General features: G+C 67.8%; 2 protein-coding genes (1 of these 2 cut by a window edge). Both read right to left on the bottom strand.

The window, feature by feature from the left end; translation table 11 throughout:
• Positions 1-2 precede the first annotated feature (2 nt).
• Positions 3-25,496, bottom strand: a complete 25,494-nt coding sequence (locus ACQP1G_RS05210) for a non-ribosomal peptide synthase/polyketide synthase (protein WP_433198877.1) — start codon at positions 25,494-25,496, stop codon at positions 3-5.
• Positions 25,496-25,860, bottom strand: partial view of a non-ribosomal peptide synthase/polyketide synthase gene (locus tag ACQP1G_RS05205; RefSeq protein ID WP_433198875.1) — the final stretch only. The gene runs 17,461 nt beyond the window's last position; the window shows 365 of its 17,826 coding nt (coding positions 17,462-17,826); the start codon falls outside the window, past its right edge; it ends in the stop codon at positions 25,496-25,498. Before ACQP1G_RS05205 ends, ACQP1G_RS05210 begins: the two co-directional genes overlap by 1 nt.

Below are 25,860 nucleotides of genomic sequence, written 5' to 3'. Positions count from 1 at the left end.
GTTCAGGCCCGGTCGGCGTGCGCCAAGACGTTGGTCAGGACGTGGCCGATGCGGGCGAGCGCGGATTCGCAGGTCATGCGCCAGTGCGAGGCCTGGACGGCATGGTTGTGCACGGTGCCGTCGATGGCGTCGGACCAGCTGGCCGCGCCGGTGGCCCCGGTGGGGTCGTCGAGTGCGGCGGTGAAGTAGACGAGGTTGCCCTTATAGGGCCGTGGGCGGTAGCGCGTAATCAGCTCCAGGGAGTGGGTGCCCGCGTCGAGGACGCGGCCGAGTCGATCGAAACCGAAGGAGGCGAACGGTTCCGGTAGGTCGGCGATGCGGCGGGCGAGTTGGGTGCGGTCGAGTTCGGTATCGGCGTCGTCGGCCTGTTCACCGAGTAGCCCGCCGAGCAGGTCGGCGACCGGGACCGTCGCCGTCTCGTCCACCGTGACGCGCAGCGAACTGTCCATCATGGCCAGCATCGCGACCTGCTGGCCCTGGTCCTGCAATTGGTTCGCGACGGCATGCGCGAGCACACCGCCGAGCGACCAGCCCAGCAGGTGATAGGGGCCTTCCGGCTGCACCGCACGGATCTCGCGGACGTAGTGCCCGGCCCAGCCCTCGATCGAATCCGGCAGCGCCGCCGCGGAATTCAATACCGGCGATTGGATGCCGTAAATGCCGCGCTCCGGATCGATATGCGCGCCGAGGCCCGCGAACGACCAGGCGACACCGCCGACCGGATGGATGCAGAACAGCGGCTCGCGGGAACCGCCGGGCCGCAACGGCAGCAGCACATCGAAGGCCGCCTGTGCGTCGACGCGGCCGCGACCGCAGCGATGCAGCTCGAGTTGGGTGATCAGATCGGCCGGCGTCGGGGCGGCGAACAGCCACACCACCGGGATCTGTTCGGGGAAAGCCGCACTCAGCCGGGTCGCCAGGCGGGTGGCGAGCAGCGAATTGCCGCCGCGTTCGAAGAAGTTGTCGTCCATACCGATTCGCTCGGCCGCCAGCACCTCGGCGAAGGCCGCGCAGACCAGCTGCTCCAACTCGGTTTCCGGAGCGCGGAATTCCCTGACCCCGAGCTCGGGCCGTGGCAGCGCGGCCCGATCGACCTTGCCATTCGCGTTGACCGGCAGAGATTCCAACCGCATCAGCACCGTCGGCACCATATAGCTCGGCAGTGCCTCGGTCAGCGCGGAGCGCAGCACCGTCGGGTCGACCGGCTCGGTTGCGGTGAAATACCCGACCAGTATGGCGTTGTCGCCATCTTGATGGGCGATGACGATGGCCTCGGACACCAGCGGGCGCGAACGCAGCGCGTGCTCGATCTCGGCGAGTTCGATGCGGTACCCGCGCACCTTCACCTGGAAGTCGCGGCGCTGTACATATTCGAGATTGCCGTCCGCACCCCAGCGGACCATATCGCCGGTCCGATAGATTCGCGTGCCCGGTGCGCCGAACGGGTGGGCCACGAAGCGTTCCGCGCTCAAATCCGGTCTGCCGTAGTAGCCGCGGGCCAGCTGCGCACCGCCGAGGTACAGCTCACCGGTCACCCCCGCCGGGACCGGATGCATCCGGTCGTCGAGCACATAGACCTGATTCCCCGGTTCCGGTGTGCCGATCGGGACCACCGCGTGCCGGATGCCCGTGCCGGTGCGGAATCGGGTCACCGAGACCGCGGCCTCGGTGGGGCCGTACAGGTTATCGGTCCGGGCGTCGGTGCGTGCGCGGATCCGGTCGACGGTCGCGGTGGGCAGCGCCTCACCGATGACCAGCAACCGGTGCAGCGACCTCGGCAACCGCTGGTCACCCCGGACCTCCGCCAGCATGGCCAACAGCGATGGCACCAGCGTCACGGTGGTCACCGAGGCGCGCCGGATCAGATCCAGCACGCCCGCCGGATCACGCTGCGCGCCTTGCGGTGCCAGCACCACTCGCGCGCCGGCACGCAGGGCCGACCAGAACTCCCATACCGACAGGTCGAAGGCGGCGGAGGTCATCAGCAGGGTGGCGTCGTCGGTGTCGAGCCCGTACTCCGACTGCAGCCAATCCAACTGATGCGCCACCGCATCGTGCGAGACGGCCACGCCCTTGGGTGTTCCGGTCGAACCCGAGGTAAAGATGATGTAGGCGGTGTTCGCCGGGGTCAGCGTGGCCACCCGCTCCTCGGCGCGCACCGGACTGCTGTCGAGGACACCCGCGGCGATCGAGATATCCAGCACCACATCGTGATCCGCCACGCCGTCGGGCAGCATCGGCCGCTCGGCCGAGGTCAGCACCAGCGCCGGGTTCGCGGCGGCGAGTACGCTGGCGGTCCGCTCCACCGGGTGGGCCGGATCCAGCGGCACATACGCACCACCCGCTGTCACCACGGCATACATCGCGACCAGCAGCTCGGCGCTGCGCGGGATGGCAAGGGCCACTCGTGATTCCGGTCCGATACCGCGCCCGATCAGCGCGCGGGCGAGCCGATTGACCCGAGCGGCGAATTGACCGTAGGTGATCGTCGCGGCGTCGTCGACGATGGCCACCGCATCGGGCGTCTTCGCGACCTGCGCCTGGAATGCGGCGATGAGGGTGGCCGGTGTGCGCTCGTACTCGGTTCGGTTCCAGGTCATCACCATGCGTTCGCGTTCGGCGGGGTCGAGCAGGTCGAGATCACCGACCGGGATGTGCGGTGCGCTACAGATTGCGGTCAACAGGCGCTGTAGGCGACCGGCGAAGCCGGCGACGGTGGATTCGTCGAACAGTGCGGTCGCATACGTGATCGATGCGGCCATACCCGCCGGATTCCCGTCGGTGTCGTAACGGTCGGTCACGACCAGATGCAGATCGAATTGCGAGATCTCGGAGTCGAAATCGGCTGCGGTAGCGGTCAATCCGTCCAGTGCGAACTCGGCTGCGGCCTGGTTGTGGAAGGAGAAGCCGACCTGGAACAGCGGATGCCGCGCGGTGGAACGCTCCGGATTCAGCACCTCGACCAGCCGCTCGAACGGCACATCGGCATTCGAGAAGGCGGCGACGTCCGCGGCACGCACCAGATCCAGCAATGCGGTGAAGTCCGCGGCCGCATCGACCGGGGTACGCAGCACCAGGGTGTTGACGAACATGCCGACCACATCATCGAGTTCGGCCGCGCCCCGGCCCGCGACCGGGGTGCCGACGGCGATATCGGCGGTTCCGGACAGCCGCGCCAGCAGTACCGCGAATGCGGCGTGCAGCACCATGAACAGCGTCGCACCGGTGCCGCGACCCAAATCCGCCAGAGCCGCCTGCATGTCGGCGTCGATCGTGAAATCGACATGTCGACCGCGGGTGGAGACAATGGCGGGTCGTGGCCGGTCGGTCGGCAGAGCGAGTTGTGCGGGCAGACCGGTGAGGGTTGCGATCCAGAACCGGAGCTGCTGGGCGACCAGCGCATCCGGATCGTCCTCGCTGCCGAGCAGATCCCGTTGCCACCGGCTGTAATCCGCGTATTGCACCGGCAGTGGCGCCCACCCCGGCAGCGCACCCTGCTTGCGCGCGGCATAGGCGACCATCACGTCACGGGCCAGCGGGACCAGTGACGAACCGTCCGCGGCGATATGGTGCACGACCACGACAAGCACATGTTCACCGAGGTCGTCGGGTCCCTCGACCGGGCGGAACAGCCGGGCTCGCACCGGAACCGCGTCGGTGACATCGAATCCGCCGCCGACGAAGTCGACGACCGCGGAGGTCATATCGTCGACGGGCACCGGAATCGGCGCCAGTACCGGCACCCCCGCCGCCGCCATCGGCAACACCACCTGCACCGGGCCGGTTTCACGCTCCGGGTATACGGTGCGCAGCACCTCGTGGCGCTCGACCACATCGGTGATGGCCGCATTCAGCGCCGCGATATCCAGATCACCGGTGAGTCGCACCGCGAGCGGAATGTTGTAGGCGGTGGACTGACGGTCGAGGCGGTTGAGGAACCACATGCGCTGCTGCGCGAGCGACAGCGGAACCGGATCGGTTCCGGTTCGCCGGGTCAGCGCCGGACGGGCCCGGACCGCGGCCGGGTCGGTGGCGGCGATGTCGAGCGCGGCAGCCATGGCCGATATCGTCGAATTCTCGAAGACCAGCCGCACGCCGACCGCAACGTCCAGGCGCGCGCCCAGTCGTGCGGCCACTTGTGTTGCGGTCAAGGAGTTTCCACCGACCGCGAAGAAGTCGTCATCGACGCCGACGGGCGTGTCGAGGCGGAGCACTTCGGCGCAGACCTCCGCCACGATCCGTTCGACCGCGGTCTCCGGCGCACGGAAGGCCGCGGTACGGAACTCCGGCTCCGGCAGTGCCCTCCGATCCAGCTTGCCGACGGGAGTCAGCGGGAGTTCATCGAGCACCATGACGGCAGCGGGCACCATATAGGCGGCGAGTGCGCGTCCGGCAAAGGTGGTGAGCTCGGCGGTGTCGATCGTCCGCCCCGCCGCGGCGACCACATAGGCGACCAGCGAGACCGCGCCCGCGGCATCGGTATGCCCGATGGTCACCGCGAATTCGACGGTGTCGTGGGCCGAGAGCACCGCGTCGATCTCACCGAGTTCGATGCGCAGGCCGCGCACTTTCACCTGATGGTCGGCGCGTCCTACATACTGGATCGCACCGGCCGCGGTCCACCGCACCAGATCACCGGTGCGATACAACCGCCCGCCCGCGGGACCGTAGGGATCGGCGACGAACCGATCCGCCGAAAGTCCCGGCCGCGCATGGTATCCGCGAGCCAGACCGGGACCGCGCAGATACAGCTCGCCGGTCACCCCGTCCGGGACGAGCCGCAACCGGGTATCGAGTACCACCGCGGACATACCGTGGATCGTGGTGCCGATATCGAACTCGCCCGGCCGCAGCGCTGCGCTGATATTCGTGATGATCGTGGTTTCGGTCGGTCCGTAGGTGTTGTGGAAGGCCCGCCCGATCCCCCAGCGCTGCACCACATCGGGGCCGTAGGACTCGCCGCCGACCGTCAGGTGGGTGAGTTCGGGCAGTTCGCTCGGATCCAACGTCTGCAGCACAGCGGGAGTAATGAACATATGGGTGACCCGCTGGTCGCGGATCAGCGCGGTCAATTCCGCGCCGCCGTAGACACCGGAGGGCGCGATTATCAGCGCGGCGCCCGCGGGCAGTGCCAGCAAGAGCTCCAGCATGGATGCGTCGAAACTCGGCGATGCCACCTGCAGAACGCGGGACGCGGCGGTGATCTCGTACCGATCCCGTTGTGCGCGTGCCACTCCCGCGAGTCCGCCGTGAGTGGCCAGCACGCCCTTCGGTATGCCGGTGGAACCGGAGGTGTAGATCATCCACGCCGGATTCGCTACTCGCACCGGCCGCGTCAGCTCGGCCGGGCTGAGCGGAGCCGCACTCGTATGCCGCATGCGCGCCGCCATTGCGGGCGCGTCGAGGACCAGCCATTCGGCGGTTTCCGGCAGCGCCGTTCGGCACGCGGTGAGCGTTAGGCCGACGGTCGCACCGGAATCCGACAGCATGTGCGCGATCCGGTCCGCCGGATACGTGGGATCGACGGGTACGAAGGCTGCCCCGGTCTTGGCCACCGCCCATACCGCGAGCATGGACTCGACCGATCGTGGGATCGCCACGGCGACGAAATCCTCGGCGCCTATGCCGTGCCCGATGAGCATCCGTGCCAGTCGGGACGACTGTTCGTCCAGCGCACGATAGCTGAGTTCCCGATCCTGCGAAACCAGGCCCAGCGCATCGGGATTCAGCGCGACGGCGGCGGCCATCAGCTCGGCGAGGGTGCGCGGCGGCACCGGCTCGTCGCCGCGCCGGTCGAGAAGTTCGGCGCGTTCCGCGGGGGCGAGCACATCGATGGTGCCGATCGGCGCGGCCGGATCGGCCGTGAGTGTGCCCAGTACACGGCCGAATCGGCGCAGCAATCCAGCGGCCGTGGCCGCGTCGAAAAGGTCGGTGGCGTAGTTGAGTTCCACCGCCAGGTGACCGTCGGCATCGAGTTCGGCCGCCACGGTGAACTGCAGATCGAATCGGGCGACCGGCTCGTCGAATGCAACCGCGGCCAGCTCCAGCCCCGGCAGCGCGAACGCCTCCGCACCGGTATTCAGATAGCTGAGCGCCACGGTGAACAGCGGATGCCTGGCCTGCGAGCGCTCGATACCGAGTTCGTCGACGACGCGCTCGAACGCGACGGTGGTATGGGCGAACGCGGCCAGATCGACCGTCCTGGTCTCGGCGAGCAGATCGGCGAACGAGCGGTCCGGATCCGGGTGCGTACGCAGTACCAGGGTATTGACGAACATGCCGACGAGATCGTCCAGTGCCGCTGCCCCGCGTCCCGCCACCGGGGTCCCGATGGCGATATCGGCGGAACCCGAGAGCCGGGCCAGCAGCACGGCCAGCGCGGCATGCACCACCATGAACGGTGTCGCTTCGTGTTGCAGGGCGAGTTGGTGCACCCGTGCGCCGACACCGCCGCCGATCCGGGCGCGGACATTGCCGCCACGCTTGGACGCGACCGCCGGACGTGGCCGGTCGGTGGGCAGCGCCAACTCTTCCGGCAGGTCGCGCAGCGCCTCGGTCCAGTAGGCGAGCTGCTGTGCCGCAACCGAATCCAGTTCGGCCGTCTGCCACAGCGCGTAGTCGGCGTACTGCGCGGCGAGTTCGGGCCAGACCGGCGTCCCGCCGAGTACTCGGGACAGGTAGGCCGACAGTAGATCTCGCAGCAGCGGCCCCATCGAGTAGCCGTCCGCCGCGATATGGTGTAGCACCGCGACGAGCACGTGGCTGGTCGCATGTTCGCGCAGCAGCACCGCACGCACCGGCACCTCGGCGGTGACATCGAAGCCGGTACCGAGGAATTCGGCGATCCGATCATCCACCGGTCCATTCGACGTCTCGACCGCCAGCCGCACCGGAGCCGATTCAGCGGGCCGGATCACCTGGTGGCCGGTGCCGCCGGCATCGGCGGGATACACCGTGCGCAGCACCTCATGACGTGCGACCACATCCGCGAATGCGGCACACAGCGCCGCCGCGTCCAATTCGCCGCCTATCCGCATCGCGACCGGGATATTGTGCGCTGCCGAATCCGGGTCGAGCCGGTTGAGGAACCACATACCGCGCTGCACCGGCGCCAGCGGAATCCGCTCCGGGCGCGGCCCGGCGATCAACGGCACCACCTGCGCGCCCGCATCGGCGGCCAGTCGGGCCGCCAGCGCATGCACGGTGGGTGCCTCGAACAGCGACCGCACCGGTACCCGGCGACCGAGCCGCTCACTGAGCCGGGCCAGCACTCGGGTGGCGATCAGTGAGTTGCCGCCCAGGTCGAAGAAGTTTTCGTCGACACCGATCGTCCGTGCCAGTACCGCCTCGAATGCCTCGGCCACCAGTCGCTCGGCCGGAGTGACCGGCACTCGGTAGGAGATGCGGTCGAATACCGGTTCCGGCAGCGCATTTCGGTCCAGCTTGCCGGAAGCATTGAGCGGGAACGCGGCGAGTACGACGATCGCCGACGGAATCATGTACGACGGCAACGCATCCGCAGCGGCATCCAGCGCCGCCGCACGCAGGCCGTGCGCATCCTGCCCGACACCGGTGACGTAACCGACGAGCTGATCGCCGGTATTCGTGGCGACAACGCGGGCGGCCGCCTGTGAAATGCCGGGCACAGCGGCGAGCACCGCAGCTACCTCGCCGAGTTCGATGCGCTGACCGCGGAATTTCACCTGGAAATCGGTGCGGCCCAGGTACACCAGTTCGGCGGTGGCACCGCTGGTGTCCCAGCGGACCAGGTCGCCCGTGCGGTACATGCGCTCGCCCACCGGACCGAACGGGTTGGCGACGAAGCGGTCGGCGGTCAGATCGGGCCTGCCGTGGTAACCACGGGCGAGCTGCGTCCCCGCGAGGTACAACTCCCCCGCGACACCGGGCAGGGTCGGCCGCAGCCGGGAGTCCAGCACGTACACCCGGCTGTTCCATTCCGGATTGCCGATCGGCGCGACGGTACGGGCGATATCGCCGGTGACATCGCGGTAGGTGATGCTCACCGCCGCCTCGGTCGGGCCGTACAGGTTGTGTAGGCGTGCGGCGCTCACCGCGCCGAAGGCACGGACGGTCTCGGCCGGCAGCGCCTCGCCGATGACGAATACCGTGCGCAGTGTGGCGAGATCGACACGCACTGCGGCGGTTTCGACATGTCCGGCGAATTCGCTCAACATCGATGGCACGAAATCGGTCACCGTGACGCCGTATTCGCCGATCACCGCGCCGAGGTAGCCGGGGTCGCGGTGGCCGTCCGTGGTGGCGAGCACCAGGGTCGCCCCGATGCGCAGCGGCAGGAAGTAGCCCCATAGCGAGACATCGAAGGTGGTCGCCGTCTTCTGCAGGTACACATCCTCGGCGGTCAGCTGGTACTCCGACTGCATCCAGGTCATCTGATTGACGATGGCGGCGTGGGAGACGCTGACGCCCTTGGGCTTTCCGGTGGAACCGGAGGTGAAGATGACGTAGGCGGGATTCTGCGGGTGGATCGGCGCGGTCCGCTCGCTCACCGCGATCGGATCGTCGGGGTAGCCGTCGAGTGCGACGGTATCGACGTACACCGTCGTACCGGTGTAGCCGAAGTCCGCTCGATCGCGCTCGGTGGTGAGCAGCGTGGCCGGTGCCGTGGTGTCGAGGATGTGCGCGATGCGCGGTAGTGGATGATCCGGGTCGATCGGCACGTACGCACCGCCCGCCTTGAGCACCCCGTATATCGCGACCACCAGATCCGTCGAACGCCGAATCGCCAATGCCACCAACGACTCCGGACCGACACCGTGCGCGATCAGATGCCGGGCCAGCTGGTTGGTCCTGCGGTCCAGTTCGCCGTAGGACATGGTGCGGCCGATGCTCGCGTCATCGGGCGCGAAGACCACGGCGGTGTCCTCCGGTGTCGCGGCGGCCTGCGCCTCGAATTCGTCGAGCAGCATCTCCGCGACGAACGCGGTGTGCGCGGAGTCGTTCCACGCGGTCACCACCCGATCCAGCTCGCCGGACTCGAACAGATCGATATCGCCGACAACCTGCTCCGGATCGCCTGTCACCGCGGCGAGCAGCCGGAGGAAGCGGGCGCCGAAGGTCGTGATGGTCGTCTCGTCGAACAGGTCGGTGGCGTAGGTGAGGCGCAGCGCGTCATCGGTGACGGTCAGCTGCAGGTCGAATCGGGTTGTTTCGTAGTCGATATCGCACTCGGCGACGGTGACGCCCGCCAGTTCGACCGATACCGGTGCGAGATTCTGGTAGAACAGCGCGATCTGGAACAGCGGATGCCGCGCCTCGGAGCGAGGCGGATCCAGCACCTGCACCAGCCGTTCGAAGGGGACATCGGCGTTGGCGAAGGCATCGAGGTCGCCAGCGCGGACGCGAAGCAGTACCCGCGCGAAGGAGTCCGAACCGGGCACCTCGGTACGCAGCACCAGAGTGTTGACGAACATCCCGACGAGATCATCGAGCGCGGCCTCGCCGCGACCGGCGATCGGCGCACCGATGGCGATATCGGCGGTGCCGGACAACCGCGCGAGCACGGTGGCCAGTGCGGCGTGCACCACCATGAACGGACTGGCGTCGTATTGCGTGGCGACGGCGTCGATGCCGTCGCGCAGCGCGGCATCGAGGTTGATGGTGGTGCTCGCGGCGGCGTGACTCGCGACGGCGGCACGTGGCCGATCCGATGGCAGGTCGAGTTGTGCGGGCAGCCCGGCGAGCACGTCGTTCCAGTAGCGCAGTTGCCGTGCCGCCACCGATTCCGGATCGTCCTCGGCACCGAGGATTTCCCGTTGCCAGAGTGCGTAGTCCGGGTACTGCACGAGCAACTCGCGCCAGGTGGGTGCGGTGCCGGTGGCACGTGCCGCGTAGGCGATGGCGATATCGCGGGCCAGTGGCGCCATCGAAAAGCCGTCCGCCGCAATGTGGTGCACGACAAGGGCGAGCAGGTATTCCTGGTCGGGCATTGTGGCCAAGCCGACGCGCAGCGGAATCTCGGTGGTGACATCGAAGGGTGCCGCGACCAGATCCACCAGTGCGGCATCGACATTCGATGGATCCAGCGCAACGATCTCGGGCACCTGTGTGTCGTCGAGAATCCGTTGGTAACCGGTGCCGTCGACGTCCGGGTAGACGGTGCGCAGGGTTTCATGTCTGGCGATCACATCGGCGATCGCGGCGGCCAGCGCCCCGGTGTCGAGATCTCCGGTGAGCCGGATGGCGACCGGGATATTGTTCACCGTCTCGTCCGGGTCGAAGCGGTTGAGGAACCACATCCGCTGCTGCGCCGGCGAGAGCGGGATCAGGTCAGGGCGCGGTCGCGCGGTCAGGCGCGGGCGGCCACCGGTGCCGGTGAGCCGTGCGGCGCGTGCGGCCGATCCGGCGACGGTCGGGGCCTCGAACAGCAACCGCACGGGAACTTCGGCGTCCAGCGCCGCGCCGAGCCGGGCCGCCACCTGGGTGGCGAGCAGCGAATTGCCGCCGAGGGCGAAGAAGTTGTCATCGAGGCCGATCCGCTCGACGCCGAGCAATTCGCCCATGATCTCGGCGACCGCCCGCTCGGCCTCGGTCTCGGGCGCACGGTAGACCGCGACCTCGAAGACGGGTGCGGGCAGTGCGGTGCGGTCGAGCTTGCCGGAGGTATTGAGCGGTAGGGCATCCAGCACGACGAAGGCCGAAGGCACCATATATGCGGGCAGTTCCGCGTCCAGTTCCGCGCGCACGGCGTCGGTGTCGACAGACGGCCCGCCGATCAGATACGCCACCAGCTGATCGCCGAGTCGGTCGTCGGTACGCACGACGACAACGGCTTGGTCGATAGCCTCCAGTGCGGTGAGCGCGGATTCGATCTCGCCGAGCTCTATCCGCAATCCGCGCAGCTTCACTTGGAAGTCGGTGCGGCCCAGGTACTCCAGTTCGCCGTCGGCATTCCACCGGACGAGGTCACCGGTGCGATACATCCGCTCGCCCGCGCCACCATGCGGATTCGCGACGAACCGATCGGCGGTCAGTTGCGGCCGAGCGACATAGCCGAGCGCCAACTGCGCACCGGCCAGGTACAACTCGCCGGGGACGCCGATCGGCACCGGCCGCATTCGGCTATCCAGGACCAGCAGACGGGTATTGAACACCGGCCTGCCGATCGGCACCGACACCGTATCGCCGTCGGTCACCTCATGGCAGGTGACGTCGACCGCGGCCTCGGTCGGCCCGTACAGATTGTGCACACGGGCGCCGGTCAGCTCGCGAGCCCGCTGCGCGATCGGCGCGGACAGTGCCTCACCGGAAGCGAATATCGCACGCAACGTAAGACATTCGGGCACGCGCGGTGTTGCGAGGAATACCGCCAACATCGACGGTACGAAGTGTGCGACGGTAATCCGCTCATCGATGATCAATCGAGCCAGATAGTCCGGATCACGATGACCGTCGGGCCGCGCCAGCACCAAGCGCGCACCGATCTGCAACGGCCAGAAGAACTCCCAGACCGAGACGTCGAAGGTCGCGGGGGTCTTCTGCAATACCGCGTCGTCGGTCCGCAGCCCGTACTGCTCCTGCATCCACACCAGCCGGTTGACGATCGCGGCATGCGATACCGCAACGCCTTTGGGACGTCCTGTCGATCCGGAGGTGAAGATGACATAGGCCGTATGCCCCGGCGACAGTGCACCCAGTCGATCCATCGTGGTCAGCGGTGCTGGCGAGTATCCGGTCAGATCGAGCCGATCGAGCCGAACCTGCCGCGCCGCACCGACTTCCAGATCCGCGCCCGAGGTGAGTACCCATACCGGCCGTGCCGTTTCCAGTACGTATTCGATCCGGTCGGCCGGGTGGTCGGGATCGAGCGGCAGGTACGCGCCACCGGCAACCGTGACCGCGTACATGCCGACCACCAGGTCGAGCGAACGCCGCATGCCGAGCGCGACCACCGAATCCGGTCCGACGCCCTGCCGGACCAGCCAGCGCGCCAGTCGGTGGACCCGACCCGCGAATTCGGCATAGGACAGCGTCGCATAGCGACCCGGTGCGGCGTGGTGGTCGGGCGACGGGTGGGCCAGCGTCGGGTAGCGACTCGGTGCGGCGTGGTGGTCGGGCGACGGGTGGGCGAAACCCCGTTCCTCGAACGTCACGGCCGTCGCGGCGGGTGTCCGCAGCACCTGGTCCTCGAACAGCGACACCAGGGTCTGTGTGCTGTCTACCACGAACGACGTATCGTTCCACCGATCGAGCACAAGCGCGCGCTCGGTGCGATCGAGCAGTTCGATATCGCCCACGCGGACCGTGGAATCGACCACGACCGCCTCGAGCAACCGCACGATGCGGGCCGCGAACGATTCGACCGTCGTCCGGTCGAACAGATCCGTCGCATACCGCATGACAGCGCGCACCGCAGTGTCATCGCCGGCCGCGTACTCGGTCAGTTCCAGCGCAAGGTCGAATTGCGCGACCCGATTGTCGATCGGGTAGGCGGCGACGTCCAATCCAGGTAGTCGCAACACCGTATCGTCGCGATGCTCGTAGGTGAGCAGCGTCTGCACGATCGGTGAATGCGCCTGCGAACGCACCGGATTCAACTCGTCGACGAGCCGCTCGAACGGCAGATCCGCATGCGCGAAGGCCCGGATATCGGTGGTACGCACCCGGCCGAGCAGTTCGGCGAAGGAGATATCGGCCGCCACCTCGGTGCGCAGCACCAGGGTGTTGACGAACATGCCGACGAGATCGTCCAGCGCCTCCTCGGCCCGACCGGCGACCGGGGTACCGATCGCCACATCGTCGACGCGAGCCAGCCGGGCCAGTAGGACCGCATACGCGGCGTGCAGCACCATGAACGACGAGACCCCGTGCCTGCGTGCCAGCTCCGCGATGGCGGCGGTCAGCTGCGCGGTGATCGCGAACTCGACGGCGGCCCCGCGCCCGGAGGCGACGGCCGGACGTGGCCGGTCCGCGGGCAGTTCCAGGACCGGGGCGAGCCCGTCGAGTTCGGTGCGCCAATGCGCGATCTGGCGGGCCAGCACGGACTCCGGATCGTCGGCCGATCCGAGTACGTCGTGCTGCCACAGCGTGAAGTCCGCGTACTGGACCGGCAGTGGCCGCCACAGCGGGGCCTCCCCTGCGGTGCGGGCGCGGTAGGCCACCATCACATCCCGGGCCAGCGGGGCCGTGGAGACGCCGTCGGCGGCAATATGGTGCACCACCACGACGAGCACATAGTCGTCGGGCGCGACTCGGAACAGTTCGGCGCGCACCGGTATTCGGGTACGCAGATCGAATCCGACGGCCGCGACGCCGACAACCGCCGCGGCAAGATCGGATTCGGCGATATCGACGCGCGGTAGCGCCAACTCGGTCCCCTCGGCGAGCACCACCTGTGCGGGACCGGCGCCGTCGTCGGGAAATACCGTGCGCAGCGACTCGTGCCGCGCGAGGACATCACCCAGCGCCATGCGCAGCGCGTGCTCATCCAATGCGCCGGTGAGGCGAATGGTGATCGGAATGTTGTAGACGGCGGAGTCCGGATCGAGCCGGTTCAGCAGCCACATGCGAGTCTGCGCCAGCGACAAGGGAATACGGCCTCGGCGCGTCCTGGGCACGAGTGCCGGTCGAACGGTGCTCGCGCTCTCGGAATCGGTCACCCGTAGCGCCAGTTCGGCAACGGTCGGTGCTTCGAAGATCTCGCGCACGGTCAATGCGCAGCCGAATGCGGCATTGGCGCGTGCGACGAGACGCATGGCCAGCAGCGAATTGCCGCCGCGAGCGAAGAAATCGTCGTCCGCACCGATCCGTATGCCACCGCCGATGAGATCGGCGATCAGCGCGGCCAGCACCGATTCGGTGCCTTCGCTGGGTGGCCGGAACTCGGTGGTAATACCGGATACTTCGACGGCGGGCAGTGCGGTGCGATCGAGCTTGCCGACGGTGGTGAGCGGCATCTCATCGAGCACCACCAGATGCGCGGGCACCATGTACCCGGGCAGTTGGTCACGCACCTCGGCGAGCACCGCGTCCGAAGACAGCTCCGCCCCACTGACGTAGCCGACCAAACAGTCATGTCCCGAGGTGTCCTGAACCAGCACCACCGCGGCATTCGTCACGCTCGTCACCGCGGCCAGTGCCGACTCGATCTCGCCGAGTTCGATGCGCTGACCGCGTAGTTTGACCTGGAAATCGTTGCGGCCCAGATAGACCAGGTCGCCCTCGCGATTCCAGCGCACCAGATCACCGGTGCGGTACATCGGTCTGCCGGGCACCCCGAACGGATCGGCCACGAACCGCTCGGCGGTCAACCCGGCCCGTCCGTGATAGCCGCGCGCCAGTTGATCGCCCGCGAGGTACAGCTCACCCGTGACGCCGATCGGCACCGGACGCAGCCGCGCATCCAGCACGTAGGCGCGAGTGTTCCAGCACGGACGGCCGATGGCGACATCACGGCCGGATTCGGCGTCGGCATCGGTGAATTCGTGATAGATCGCCGAAATCGCGGCCTCGGTGGGGCCGTACGCATTGTGCACCGCCCCGCCGACGTGTTCGCGAATCGCGGCGAGCAGATCCGGTGTGAGCGCCTCGCCGCCGCAGTGCAGGTGTCGGAAGGAACGCAGCGCATCCCCCATCCCCTCGCCGATCAGCGCGGCGAGTACCGACGGCACGTATTCGGCAATGGTGATGGCGTGCTCGCGCAGCAATCCGGCGAAGTACGCCAGATCGAGATGGCCGCTCGGACGGGCGATGACCAGTGGTGCGCCGACCGCGATCGGCAGGAAACACTCCCAGACCGAGACATCGAAGGTCAGCGGGGCGCGCTGCAGGATCCGGTCGGCCGCGGTGACGCCGTAGCGGAATTCGAGCCAGCGCAGCTGATTCATGATGGCGCGGTGGGTGACCGCGACCCCCTTGGGGCGACCGGTCGAACCGGACGTGAACAGCACGTAGGCCGTATTGTCGCGACGCAGTGGCGCGCGGCGCTCCGGAATCGTCCGAGCGTCGTAGCCGGTCAGGTCGAGATCACTGAGGTCGACCACGCGGACGCCACCGAGTTCGGGCAGCACCGCGTCGCCGACTGCCAGCACCAGAGCCGGTGCGGCACTGTCGATCACCTGCGCGAGGCGGTCGGCCGGATGGGCCGGATCCAAGGGCAGGTAGGCACCGCCCGCGCGCACGATCGCGTATATCGCCACGAGCATATCGATCGACCGCAGCGCCGCGAGGCCGACGATCGTTTCCGGTCCCACATCCGCCGCCATCAGCCACCGCGCGAGGCGGTTCACCCGTGACTCGAATTCGGCGTAGGTCACCGAGGTGTCCTCGAAACGCACCGCGACGGCGTCGGGCGTCGCGGCAACGCGGGCGGTCAGCAGATCGTCGAGGGTTGCCGACGGCAGCGACCGCGCGGTGGCATTGCGATCCGCCAGCAACAGTCCGCGTTCGGCCACCGACATCAGCTCGACATGGCCGACAGGTGTGCGTATGTCGCGGACCATCGCGCGCAGTACTCGTTCGAAGCTCGACAGGAACCCGCTGACGGTGTCCTCGTCGAAAAGATCGAGCGCGTAGTGCACATGGATATCGATACCGTCCGCCGCGCCGTCGGCGGCGTAGCGGTCGGTCAGTGTCCAGTCCAGATCCAGTTGGATCGGCGCGGGACCGATATCGAGTGCGGCGATGGCCAAACGGTGCAGCTGGAAGTCCGGCTTGGACTGGTTCTGCAGTGTCATGGCCACCTGGTACAGCGGCGCATGTGCCTGCGAGCGAACCGGATTCACCACATCGACGAGCTGTTCGAAGGGCACGGCGGCGTGATCGAAGGCGGCCAGGTCGGCGGTGCGCACCGTCGCCAGTAGGTCGGCGAGGGTGGCTTCGGCGCGTACCTCGGTGCGCAGCACCAAGGTGTTGACGAACATGCCGACCAGATCGTCCAGGGCTTCGTCGCCGCGACCGGCGACCGGTGTGCCGACCACGATGTCACTGCTCGCGCTCAGGCGGCTCAGCAGTACGGCGAGCGCGGTGTGCAGCACCATGAACGGGGTGACCCGATGCCCGGCCGCCAATTCCTGGATGCCCTCGTGCAGTTCGGGATGCAGGCGGCCGGTTATGGCGCCGCCGCGGTTGGAGGCCACCGCGGGCCGCGGTCGGTCCGCGGGCAGGTTCAGCACCTCGGGGACGCCGGTGAGCCGGTTGGTCCAGTACTTCAGTTGATGGGCCAGCAGCGAACCCTTGTCGTCGGCCCGGCCCAGTGCGGCGCGCTGCCAGATCGCGAAATCCGCGTACTGCACGGCGAGCGGGCCCCACGACGGGGCGACATCGGCACAGTGGGCCACGTAGGCGGTGGCCAGATCGCGGGTCAGCGGTGCGAAAGACCAACCGTCCGCGGCGATGTGGTGCACGACGAACAGCAGCACGTGCACCTGCTTGCCCGGCGGCATTGCGGATTCGCCGTCGTCGATGCGCAGCAGCCGCACCCGCAGCGGCACCTCGGTCGTGACATCGAATCCGGCCTGGGCCGCGGCGGCGATGAGTTCGGGGAGCTCGGCGCTCGACACCGACCGGGCGACGAGCTCGACCAACCTGGTTCCGGCGGGCAGCACCAACTGCGTCGCGGCGCCGTCGTGTTCGGGATAGATGGTGCGCAGTGTCTCGTGCTTGCCGATGACATCGGCGATGGCATGTTCCAGCGCTGGCACATTCAGTACGCCGGTGAGGCGCAGCGCGAACGGAATATTGTATCCGCCGCTGGCGGTATCGAATCGGTTCAGGAACCACATGCGCTGTTGGGCGATCGACAGCGGAATCGGCTCGCTGCGATCCTGAGCGGTCAACGGCGGCACGGCCGGTGGTGCGGTTTCGATATCGGCCGGGCCGGCGACGGTGATCCGGCGGGACAGCTCGCGCACGGTCGGCGCATCGAAAATGGTGCGCACTGGTACATCCGCACCGATGGCCTTGGTGAGTCGGGCGGCGAGCTGAGTGGCGATCAGTGAATTGCCGCCGAGAGCGAAAAAGTCGTCGTCCGCACCGACGGCCCGCGCGCCGAGCAAGGCGGTGAAGGTCTCGGCGACCAGGGTTTCCGCCGGACCGCTCGGTGCCCGGAATTCGGTGGCGGCCGCAGCCGGTGCGGGCAGCGCTGTTCGGTCGAGTTTTCCGGAGACGGTCACTGGGAAGTCGTCGAGCACGACGAAGGCCGACGGCACCATATAGGCGGGCAGCCGCCGCGCCAGTTCGGCTCGTACGACGTCGATGTCGAGTGCGCTGTGCGCTACCAGGTAGGCGACCAGTTGATCGCCCGTACCGTAATCGTCGCGGGCCAGCACGACCGCCTGTGCGATATCGGCGACGGCCAGCAATGCCGACTCGATCTCGCCGAGTTCGATGCGCAGACCGCGGATCTTCACCTGGAAATCGGTGCGGCCGATGAATTCCAGCACACCGGGCGCACGCCACACGACCACATCGCCGGAGCGGTACATGCGGGCACCGGCCGGGCCGAACGGATCGGCCACGAACCGTTCGCCGGTCAGATCGGTCCGGCCGAGATAGCCGCGAGCCAGTTGCGCGCCGGACAGGTACAGCTCACCGGGAACGCCGACGGGTACCCGGTGCAGCCGGGCATCGAGGACATAGGCGCGGGTATTCCAGTTCGGTCCGCCCAAGGGCAATGTGCCACCGTCGACATCGGTCACCTCATGGGCTGAGACCTCGACGGCCGTCTCGGTAGGGCCGTACATGTTGTGCACCCGGGCACCGGTCACCGTTCGTGCCCGCTGCGCGGTGGCCGCGGGCAGTACCTCGCCCGAGCAGAACACGTGCCGCAGCGCGGGCACGTCGATATCGTCCGCGACGAAGATCGCGAGCATGGACGGGACGAAATGCGCGACCGTAATCGACTCGCGCCGCATCAGATCCGCGAGATATCCGGGATCCCGGTGACCATCGGGCCGGGCCAGCACCAACCGGGCCCCGACCTGCAACGGCCAGAAGAACTCCGGCACCGAGACATCGAAGGTCACCGGCGTCTTCTGCAGCAGCGCATCAGTGCCGTCCAGCGCGACGTGCGCGGACTGCATCCACCGCAGCCGGTTCACGATCGCACCGTGGCTCATCGCCACGCCCTTGGGCCGGCCCGTCGACCCCGAGGTGAAGATGACGTAGGCGGTATTGGCGGCTCGCAGCGGTGCGCGCCGGTCGGCATCGGTGACCGGGGCGGCCGAATACCCGGACAGGTCGAGCCGATCGATACGAATCTGTGGCCCGGCGATATCCAGATCACATCCCGAGGTCAGCACGCAGAGCGGAGTCGCGGTATCGAGGATGTGGTCGGTGCGCTCGGCCGGATGGTCCGGATCGAGTGGCACGTAACCGCCGCCCGCCACCGTGATCGCGTACATGCCGACCACCAGATCGATGGACCGGCGCATCCCCAGTGCGACAAGGGCATCCGGTCCCACACCCTGTTCGATGAGCCAGCGCGCCAGCCGGTGTACCCGCCCGGCGAAGTCGCCATATGTCAGCGTCGCGTAGCGACTCGATGCGGGGTGGTGGTCGGGCGACGGGTGGGCCAGCGTTGTCCCCTCGAAGGTCAACGCGGGTGCGTCCGGGGTACGAGCGACCTGAGCGGCGAATAATGAAGCGAGCGTTTCGGTTTCGTCGAGTGCGTGCGACGTGTCGTTCCACCGATCCAGCAGCGACCGGTCGTCGGCATCCAGCAGTTCGATCTCGCCGATCCGGATCTGCGGCGCCGCGGCGACGGCGGCGAGCACCCGCTGGAAACGGACGACGAAGGCGGCGACGGTCGTCGCATCGAACAGATCGGTGGCATAACGCAGGCTGCTGGTGAGCCCGCCGTCCTCGGCGCGTTCGTTCACCACCAGGTGCAGATCGAATTTCGCGCCGGTATCGGACGGTTCGATCGGTTCCACCGTCAGCCAGGGCACCTCGAGTGCCCGGCTGCCCGCGACCAGGTGCGGTGCCGCACCGAAGCTGAACATGACCTGGAACAGCGGATGCGCGCCGGTGCCACGATCCACCGCCATGGCGTCGACCAAGCGCTCGAACGGCAGATCCGCATTGGCGAAGGCCGCGAGATCGGTATCACGCACGCCCGCGAGGAGTTCGGCAAAGGTCGCCGAAGCACTGACCTTGCTCCGCAGCACCAGGGTGTTGACGAACATGCCGATCAGCGCGTCGAGTTCGCGTTCGCCGCGCCCGCCGACGGGCGAGCCGACCACCACGTCGTCGGTGCCGCTCAATCGGGCGAGCGTCGCCGCGAAGGCCGCGTGCACCACCATGAACAGCGTCGCGCCGCTGCGCTGTGCGAGTGCGCGCAGGGCCGTCGTGATCTCGGGTTCCACCCCGAAATCCACCGCGGCGCCGTGATTCGACGGCAGTGCCGGACGTGGCCGATCGGTGGGCAGCGCAAGCTGGGCCGGCACACCGGCGAGGGTTTCGCGCCAGAATCGCAACTGCTGGTATGCCGGATCGCCGGGCCGGTCCTGCGCGCCGAGCAGTGCCCGATGCCAGAGACTGTAATCCGCGTACTGCACCGGCAGTTCCTGCCAATCCGGTTCGCGGCTGCACCCACCCGCCTCCCGGCCACCACCGCTCATCGAATCGCTTCGCGATACTGTGCCCAATCTGGCGAGGTAGGCACGAACCAGATCGGTGATCAGCGGCGTCATCGACAGCGCGTCGGCCGCGATATGGTGCACGACGAAGACCAGCACGTATTCGTCACCGGGGATGCCGCGCCGGTCGTCGACCCGGTCGACGCTCAATAGCGCTACCCGCGAGGGCAGTTCGGTCGTCACATCGAATCCGGCACTGGTGATCGCGCTGATGGCGGCGGCCAGATCGGCACGGTCGACGGGAACCGGATCGAGGGTCAGCCCGATACCGGTCGGCGCCAGAATCGATTGGTACGGACCGGATTCGCTGTCGGGATAGCGGGTGCGCAGTGATTCATGTCTGGACAGCACATCCAGCACCGCGCGCTCCAGCGCGGTGACATCGAGTCTGCCGGTCAGCCGGAGTACGACCGGAAGGTTGTACACGCTGGTGGCGCCGTCCTGGCTTTCGATCCGATTGAGGAACCACAGCCGCTGCTGCGCGGGCGAGAGCGGAATCCGCGCCGGACGCTCTTGACGCACCAATGGCCGTGCGGGCGCACCGGCATGGCTGAGTTCGTCGACAGCGGCCGCGAATCCCTCGACCGAAGCGGCGTCGAAGAGGGCGCGCACCGGGATTCGCGCACCGATGGCCTCGCCGGCCCGCGCGGTCACCTGGGTGGCGTCGAGCGAGCTGCCGCCGAGTGCGAAGAAGTCGTCGTCGAGGCCGACCCGCTCGACGCGCAGCACCTCGGCGAATACCGCGGCGACCAGACGTTGGGCCGCATTGGTCGGCGCCCGAAAGCTCTTGTGCTGCAGCACCGGAAGCGGCAGCGCTCGGCGATCGAGCTTGCCGCTGGTGTTGAGCGGGAATTCGGATAGCTCGACGAGGGCGGTCGGCACCATATATCCAGGAAGACGCCGTGCCAAGCCAGCTTCGACCGCATCCAGATCGAGCGCACCGCCAGGCGAGCGGATCACATAGCCCGCCAGATAGTCACCGGTATCGCCATTGATCAGCCGGGCCGCGGCCTGCCCCACCCCTGGCGCCGCAAGCAATGCCGCCTCGATCTCGGCGAGTTCGATGCGCTGACCGCGGAACTTCACCTGGAAATCCACCCGGCCGAGGTAGATGAGCTCACCATCGGCGCTCCAGCGCACCAGATCGCCGGTGCGGTACATCCGCGCACCGGATCTGCCGAAGGGGTTGGCCACGAACCGCTCCGCGGTCAGATCCGCCCGGCCGTGATAGCCGCGGGCCAGTTGGTCACCGGCCAGATACAGTTCGCCCGGTACGCCGATCGGCACCGGATGCAGCCGCGAATCCAGCACATATACCTGGGAATTCCACTCCGGCTCCCCGATCGGCACCAGCTCGTCCGCGGCCGTGACCTCGCGGTAGGTGATCGACACCGCCGCCTCGGTCGGGCCGTACAGGTTGTGCAGTGCGGCATCGCTGACGGTGTGGAAGGCCGCGATGGTCTCCGGCGGCAACGCCTCACCGATGACGAAGATATCGCGAAGCGAATCGAGTTCCCCCACTTCGGCATGCGTCGCGAAGACCGCGAGCATCGATGGCACGAAGTCGGTCAGTGTGACGCCGTGGCGGGCAATGGTTTCCGCGATATAGCGGGGATCGCGGTGGCCATCCGGCGCGGCGAGCAGCAGGGTCGCGCCCGCGCGCAGCGGCAGGAAATAGCCCCACAGCGATACGTCGAAGGTGGTCGCGGTCTTCTGCAGATACACATCACCGCCGCAGAGCCGGTATTCGTCGTGCATCCAGGCCAGCTGGTTGGCGATGGCGCGATGTTCGACCGACACGCCCTTCGGCTTGCCCGTCGACCCGGAGGTGAAGATCACGTAGGCGGGGTGGTCGGGTCGCAGCATCGCCCGACGCTCGCCGTCGCCGATCTTGGCGGCCGGGTATTCCGACAGGTCGAGTTCGTCCACATGGTGCAGGTGGACACTCTGCGGCACGGTCGCGGGGAGGATGAATCCGGCACCGCGCGTGGTGAGTACCGAATGCGGCCGCGCGGTGTCGAGGATGTGCCAGATGCGCTCGGCCGGATGCTCGGGATCCACTGGGACGTAGGCACCACCGGCGCGCAGCACGGCGTATATCGCGATAACCAACTCGATCGAGCGTGGCATGGCCAGCACAACCAGTGACTCGGGGCCGACACCGGTACCGATGAGCAGGCGGGCCAGCCGATTGGCCCGCTCGGAGAGCTCGGTATAGCTGAGTTCGGTCGTATCGGAGACCAGCGCAATGGCATTCGGCGATCGACGCACCTGGTTGTCGAAACCCTCGTGCAGAAAGCGGTCGGTCACCCGGTGCCCACTGGCATTCCAGCTGGCGGTGACGTAGTCGAGTTCGCCCATATCGAGTAGCTCGATATCGCCGACCGCGATATCCGGATCGGCAGCCGCCGCGCGCAACAGCCGCAGGAATTTGGCGCCGAACTCGCGCACGGTCGCGGCGTCGAACAGATCAGTGGCATAGGTGAATTCGGCACGGTAGCCGGATTCATCGGTGTCCGAGAGTGTCAGCTGGAGATCGAATTTCGCGAAGCCGGGATCGAAATCGACCAGCTCCGCGGCCAGATCGGGCATCGTCAGCGCGATCGGCCCGATGTTCTGCATGAACAGCGCGACCTGGAACAGCGGATGGCGCCCCTGGGACCGGGCCGGGTTGACCACCTCCACCAGCCGCTCGAACGGAATATCGCTGTGCGCGAAGGCATGCAGATCGCGCTCGCGCGCCTGGGCGACGAGATCGGCGAAGCCGACCTCGCCCCGGACCTCGGTGCGCAGGACGAGGGTGTTGACGAACATGCCGACGAGGTCGTCCAGCGCGCGATCGCCGCGACCGGCGACCGGCGTGCCGATGGCGATATCGGACGTGCCGGACAGCCGCGCCAGCAGCACAGCGAGCGCGGCGTGCACGACCATGAACGGCGTGGCCCGGCTGCGAGCGGCGATCCGGTCGATCGCGTGACGTAGTTCCGCGTCGATGGCGAACTCGTGGGTGGCCCCGCGATAGGACGCGACCGCGGGACGTGGTCGATCGGCGGGTAGATCCAGCTGTGCTGGCAGGTCGGCCAATTCGGTGGCCCAGAACGCGAGCTGGCGTGCGGCCAGCGATTGCGGATCGTCCTCGTCACCGAGCACCTGCTGCTGCCACAGTGCGTAGTCGGCGTACTGCACCGTCAATGCGGCCCATCCGGGTTTGTGGCCAGCGCGCCGGGCGGCATAGGCGGTGATGAGATCGCGCATCAGCGGCCCCATCGAGACACCGTCCGCGGCGATGTGATGCACCACGAGCACCAGGGTGTGGTCCTGCGGGCCGCTGCGCAGCAGTCGCACCCGAACCGGAATCTCCTCCGTGATATCGAATCCCTGGACGGCGGTGGCCAATACCGCCCCGGCGAGCTCGGCCGCCGGCACATCGGTCGGCGACAGGTCGAATACGGCGTGCACCGACCGCACCACCTGGACCGGACCGTCCTCGGTCTGCGGGTAGACCGTGCGCAGGATCTCGTGCCTGGCAACGAGATCGGTGATCGCCGCGGATAGGGCGGTGACCTCGAGTGCGCCGCGCAGGCGCAGCGCGACCGGGATATTGTCCACCGCGGCGGTATCGAAGACGTAGGCCGATTCGGTGTGCGTGCCGAACCGGTTGAGAAACCACATGCGCCGCTGCGCCGGGGACAGCGGAATGTGCTGCGGCCGTGCGACCGTCGTGAGCGCGGGCCGTGCGACTCCGGTCCGCGACAGCCCGGCCAGCGCGGCGACCGTCGGGCGGTCGAAGAAGTCTCGAACATCAATGGTGATGCCGAGCGCGGCCCCGATCCTGGCGATGGCCCGGGTGGCAATGAGGGAATTGCCGCCGAGTGCGAAGAAATCGTCATCCGCGCCGACCCGCTGGGCATCGAGCAGTTCACCGAAGATCTGCGCGACCGCGATCTCATCGGCGGTCGCCGGAGCACGGTATTCGGCACTGCCGGAACCGAATACCGGTTCCGGCAGTGCCCGCCGGTCCAGTTTGCCGTTCGCATTGATCGGCATCTCGTCCAGCACCAGCACCAGCGACGGCACCATGTAGTCCGGCAGGTGTCGCCGAGTCGACTCCAGCACGCTGGCCGGATCTGCGGTAGTGCCGCGGTTCGGCACCACATAACCCACCAGATGATCCCCGCCCGCGTGCCGATGCAGCAGCACCGCGGCCTGCGCGACCTGGTCACTGCGCAGCAGCGCCGCCTCGACCTCGCCGAGCTCGATCCGCAGCCCGCGCAGCTTCACCTGGAAGTCGATGCGGCCCAGATATTCCAGTTCGTCCGGACCGCCGCCACCATCGGTGATCCAGCGCACCAGATCACCGGTGCGATACATCCGGTCACCCGGCGCGCCTTCAGGATTGGCCACGAAGCGATCGGCGGTCAATCCGGGACGGGCCACATAGCCGCGGGCCAACTGCACGCCGCCGAGGTAGAGCTCACCGATAACGCCGCTGGCTACCGGCCGCAGATTGTCGTCCAGCACCAGCAATTGGGTGTCGTCGGCGGCCGCACCGATCGGCACCGTGGTGCTGTCGGCCGCGGTGACCTCATGTGCGGTGACGTCGACGGCGGCCTCGGTGGGGCCGTAGAGATTGTGCAGGGTCGCGCCGCTGATATCGCGGAAGGCGGCCGCGGTGGCGGCGGGGAGCGCCTCACCCGAGGCGAAGATCAGGCGCAGCGTCCGCGCCGCCGTCTCGATCTGCGGTTCGGCCACGAATACCGCGAGCATCGATGGCACGAAATGTGCGACGGTGACGCCGCGTTCGGCGATCGTGCGGGCCAGGTAGGCCGGATCACGATGACCGTCCGGTGCCGCGATCACCAGCCGCGCGCCGACCTGCAACGGCCAGAAGAACTCCCACACCGAGACGTCGAAGGTGAACGGCGTCTTCTGCAGTACCACATCGTCGCCGCGTAGTCGGTACAGCCGTTGCCGCCACCGGAGGTTGGCCAGTATCGAACGGTGCGATACCGCGACACCTTTCGGGCGGCCGGTCGACCCGGAAGTGAAGATGACGTAGGCCGTATTGTCCGCCGATAGCGGCGAGCGGGGTACCACCTGCTCATCAGGCGTTGCACCGCCGTCGAATTCATCGATCCGCAGTACGCGGATATCGGCCCCGAGCTCCGGCTGGTCCTGGGTCGTGGTGAGCACCAGCAGCGGTGCGGCCACCTCGAGCACATATCGGATACGTTCGGCCGGATGCTCCGGATCGATCGGCACATAGGCGCCGCCCGCCCGCAGGATCGCGTACATGCCGACCAGCAGGTCGAACGAGCGTCGAACGGCAAGCCCGACCAAGACGTCCGGGCCGACACCCAGCTCGACCAGATGCCGCGCGAGCGCGTTCACCCGGCCGTCGAGCTCCGCGTACGTGAGCGTCGCGCCCGCGAATTCCAGCGCCACCGCGTCCGGTGTCCGCCGCACTTGCTCCTCGAACTCGCTGACCAGCGTCTCGACCGGCGCGAATATCGTCGGCAGCACATGCGCCGCCGCCGTCAGCACATCGTCGAGCAGTTGCTCGAGCACCGTGCCGAGCGCACCGTCGGCCGATTCCAGCAGTACGGGCAGCTGGCCGGAGACCACGACCGATACCAGTGCGTCGGCGCCGAGACCGCCGCCCATGGCCTGGTCCAGCACCATGATCTCGGTGGCCAGCGCGCCGTAGGTGATGGTGGTTCCGTCGTGCCGCAAGGCGACCCGGTCCGGGTCCAGTTCGGCGACCTTATCGATCAGGCCCGGTAAGTCGTCGATTCCGTACGCCCGGCGCAGCGCCGAATGATTGTGCGCGGCAATACGGTTGCCGAGTCCGCTGGATGCGACCGATTCTGCGTGGGACATCAGCTAATTCCTTCCGAATCGACTTCCAACCCCGAGTTGGAGATCACGGCCTGTGCCTCGGTGCGCAAGGTCCGCAGCACCGCGGCGAGACCACTGCCGCCGAGGGCGGCCAGCAAGCCGGGGACCAGCCCGGCCAGGGCGACATTGATGAGCGCTTCCGGTTTCGCGGTCGCGCCCATGGCCTTGGCGACCGTTGCGAGCTTGGCGGCCAACTCGCCATAGGTCACGGTGTGCGCGTCGTGCGTGAAGGCGACCGCACCGGATGCGATATCGGCCGCGGCCGCGATGACCGCGGGCAGGTCCGCCAGCGTCGGCGCGCTCCTCGGTTCATCGACACCCGGCGACTGTTCGACCGCGCCGCGTT

The sequence above is a fragment of the Nocardia sp. CA-107356 genome (assembly GCF_050946365.1).
Classification (GTDB): domain Bacteria; phylum Actinomycetota; class Actinomycetes; order Mycobacteriales; family Mycobacteriaceae; genus Nocardia.
This window is presented reverse-complemented; position numbering and strand designations above follow the sequence as displayed.

Bases quoted from the DNA above. Each gene is read 5' to 3' on its own strand.
- ACQP1G_RS05210 (WP_433198877.1), bottom strand. From the start codon at position 25,496: ATGTCCCACGCAGAATCGGTCGCATCCAGCGGACTCGGCAACCGTATT.